This is a genomic window from Nostoc sp. 2RC, assembly GCF_014222165.1.
GTDB classification, from domain to species: Bacteria; Cyanobacteriota; Cyanobacteriia; order Cyanobacteriales; family Nostocaceae; genus Nostoc; species Nostoc linckia.
On sequence record NZ_JACKZU010000514.1, the window covers coordinates 1 to 4248 of the forward strand.

Consider the following 4248-nt stretch of genomic DNA (forward strand, 5'->3'; position numbering starts at 1 on the left):
CTAGAAACTGAAATAGTGCCTTCATTGACATTGGAACTACTCAAATTTATCGTGACATCAGCAGTGGGTTGGGTATCGAGTTGAATAGTAAAGTTAGCAGTACCACCAGCTTCGGTAGTTACAAGTGCATTTACAGGAGAGACAGTAATGCCTGGTGTATCGTTGTCAGTGATAGTACCATTAGCTTGTAAATCGGCAATGGTGGCATTGGTGGGGTTTGTGAGATTGACAAAAAAGAGCTCGTTGGCTTCGTCCACAAAGTCGTCGAGAATTGACACCGTAATTGTTTGACTAGTAACTCCAGGGTCGAAAGTTAGGGTTCCTGTGGCTGGGGTGTAATCAACGTTAGCGATCGCAGTATCATCACTAGTGTTGTAATCCACTGTAATTACGTCAGTGCTGGCATTGGAGAGTTGCACAACAAAAGATAAACTACCAATGCTTTCGTTACCGCTTTTATTTGCAATGGAAATAGTGGGCGGGTTGTCATCATTAACTATGGTAACTGTGGCTGGATTGGTAACAGGAGTTAACTGATTCGGATGACTCAGCGTCAAATTGATGGTTTCATCAACTTCAGTCACCTTATCACCCAAAACGTTTAATGTAATAGTCTTTGTTGTTTCCCCAGCCGCAAAGATTAAAGTTCCAGATACAGCACTTGCCGCACCTGCAACTTTAATACTGTTGTAATCACTGGTCAAAGTTGCCGTGCCATCCAAGGCATAATTTACAGTACTGGCAACAGCAGTATTACCACTGCGAGTAACCGTGAAAGTAACAGGTTGGCTGCTGCTATTACCTTCAGTCACAGTTGGGGTGGTAGTGGAAATTGCGTAATTGATATTAGTAGGAGGAGCAAAGTTAGTATCACCTATGTGATTTAGCGGTTGGCTAGCAAAGCTTTCTGGTGATGTGTTACTAGCATTTCCTAATGATAAATTTGGTGCAGTGCCAGTAATTACACTTGCCACCCAATCTGACGCTGTTGCACCCGTGGTATTACCCGAACGCCCTACATATCCAGCTGTAAATGAGGTGTTAACAACTGTGGCATTTGTTGGAACTGAACCGCCAGAATTTTTTCTAAATACAATGGAGCCGTATGCTATATCTGTAGTTCCCCCATCTAAAACCGCCACGGAATCCAGCACTGTCCAATTTGAGTAAGTAGCACCATCAGCAATACCATCGTCATTGGAGTCAATATCATTGCTGAGGTTAGGTGCTGTGGTAGTTTGAATAAGAAAAAAGCTAACAGATCCATTTTCAATGTCATTTGCATTTGACTGACCAATGTGACCCACCGAACTTGAAGCCCCGCTTCCCCATCCGGCTCCAGTTCCAGTATTAATTACTACATTTGAATTGGGATTAACTGCATAACTATTACCTTTTTGCAGAAGAACCAACAGCCCATTGCTACCAAATTGCTTACCAGACAAATTAAAAATATCTTGAACATTGCCGGGGTTAGACGAGCCAGAATCACCCTCAATAGCAACTAAATAAGTTCCAGGTGCTAAAATCGCACCCGGAGTACCGCGTAATTCGATATATTCCTTCGAGGTATCTGTACTTGGAGGATCGAAGAGAATTTCGTTGATGAGTATCGGTTGGGGAGGGACGGGTTCATAGGTTTCATCATCAGCATATACCAGGGAAACGTTTTTAGATTCGCTGTTTGCCACTGCCAAATCAGATTGACCATCTTTGTTGAAATCGCCCACGGCGAGAGCATGGGGTTTTGTCCCCACACCAAAGTTCGTGGCAACTCCAAAGCCACCGTTGCCATCTCCCAGCAGCACTGAAATTGTGTCTGAGCCTGCATTCGCCACTGCCAGATCGGATTTGCCGTCATTGTCAAAATCAATCACTGTAACAGATACAGGATTTAACCCCACATCAAAGTTAGTGGCAATTCCAAAGCCACCAGCACCATTACCCAACAGTATTGAGACATTGTGAGAGTCGGAATTTGCCACCGCCAAATCTAATTTGTTGTCATTATTGAAATCCCCTGTAACAACAAAATTAGGATTGATTCCCACATCAAATTGTGTGGCTGAATTAAAAGTGCCGTCACTATTTCCCAACAGTATTGAAACGTTGTTGAAGTAAGAACTTGTCACCGCCAGGTCAGATTTTCCATCTTTGTTGAAGTCTCCCACTGTCACCGAACTAGGACGGCTAGGAACTTTATAGTTTTTGGCAGTTCCAAAGCCGCCAACACCATCTCCCAACAGCACCGAAATATTTTGAGAGGCATTGTTTACCGTTACAATGTCAGATTTTCCATCTTTGTTGAAGTCCCCCACTGCAATAGATATGGGTGCTGAGGCTGACTCCAAAGCAAAATTCACAGCAGTTTGAAAACTGCCATCACCCTTGCCAAGTAGCAACGAAATATTATTTGAGATACTATTGGCCGTTACCAGATCCAATTTTCCATCTTTGTTGAAGTCGGCTACAGCCACCGAAGAAGGACTTAAGCCATTGAACCCCACGGTACTAAAGTTACTGGCAGGCTTAAAAGTGCCATCACCCTTTCCCAAAAGTACCGAAACAGTTTGAGAGGACTTGTTTGCCGTTACCAAATCTGTTTTTCCATCTTTGTCAAAGTCGCCAACAACAATGGAATAGGGTCTTAATCCGACATCATAAGTATTTGGGATAATTGAGATACTAGCAATTTCAGTATTAATACTGTAAGCTGTTGTACCTCCACCAACGCCGAGAACTACATTAGTAGTGCCACTAACGTTGCCGTCTGAGGTATCCCAAGCCCGAAAAGCAAATTCCGCTGTACCTTTATAGCCAGCGTTGGGGACAAAACGAATTTTTCCCGTATCTTTGAGCAAGGTAGCAGAAGTATCCGATACAACAAAATTAATCCAGTTACCACTGTCATTTATGGAGTATTGCCAAATACCGTTGGTATTATCTACACCAATAACGGCAATTCCTTCCACTGCACCTGTGTCAGGATCGGTGATGGGGTTGCCACCTGCACCTCTAGCAAGGATGGCAGAAATTAAAGTCCCAGAATTATTGCTATCGCTAATGTTGTGAGCAATGGCAGAAAGTCTGGGATTCCCAGTATTGTCTAGTGTTGGCGCTGTATTGGATGACATCGTTAATATTGAGCGGTAAGCCTTAATTACTTGCGGTGTTAAGGCTAAATCTGACTCAATGTCTCCAACCTTCACTTCTAAATCCCAGTCACCCCCCAATTCAGCATTCCCGGTGATGTCATCAGAAGCTGCTATGTCTGCACCTGTGATTTGGCTAAAAAGCTGTAAAAAAGTTTGATTTCCAGATGCCACATTACAACCGTAAAGTAGAATGTCGGCATCCTCAGTTAAATATTTTCTCCACTGTTGCAATTGATTGCTGTATGAATTCAAATTGCCGGCATTGAGTTTGGTTGTTCCCAGTTGTAAAGTTCCTGTACTGCCGTGGGAAATAATCTGCACTGATTGATATGTGCCGCCCTGCAAAGCTTGAGTGATTTGTTCTACCCCATCTTGATTTGAGTCAAGGATTACTACAGTAGTCCCTAGTTGAATGCCAGCAATCAAACTTTGGTAGTCGGTAACTGCTCCATCGATAAAAATAATATTTTGGTTTGGCATTGATAACTCCTGAGTAAAATTAATTTGCGTTTTAGAAGTTTGTTGCTGGCATTATATTGGGCTGGAAAGTAATGTTGACTGTTGACTGTTGACTGATTCTATTTAGGTATGGAATCAGTAATTAACAAGTTTGTTTTGAGGTCAAAAAGAAATATAATAAATAAGTACAAAAATATGCTAAAATTGTAATAATTTCTACTGTATTATTACTGCGATCGCTTAAATATTCTAAAAATTTAAATTTAGAGATGTACGCCCCTACCAATCTATAAGAATCTGATTTAATTTTTGAAAAAATCTTACCCTTTACCCCTTTCCCTTTCTCCAGTCCTCACCCAGCATTTTTGGGTTGGCAGAGCATTAGTTTTGATACGTTCGTAGTAAGCACTTTAGTGTTTAAAAATCAAGGACTAAAGTCCTTACTACAAACATTTTTTTCCTACAAAATTAATGCGACAGAGTATTAGTAAGTAATAAAATGACTAGAGTTTAAAGTTGAAGCTGTAATTCCAGTTAACAAAGCAAAATTTACATTCCCAATCTTAATTAAAGTATCATTGTTGCTTTGAGTAATGGACAAATTTGCATAGCTAATACCACCTGATAAAGCAAT

At 41.3% G+C, this 4248-nt stretch carries 1 protein-coding gene; it reads right to left on the reverse strand.

Features of this window, described 5'->3' with window-relative positions:
- On the reverse strand, positions 1–3635 hold a 3635-nt coding region (locus tag GNE10_RS32410), incomplete at its 3' end, for an FG-GAP-like repeat-containing protein (RefSeq protein WP_185570095.1).
- Between the last annotated feature and the right edge of the window lie 613 nt (positions 3636–4248).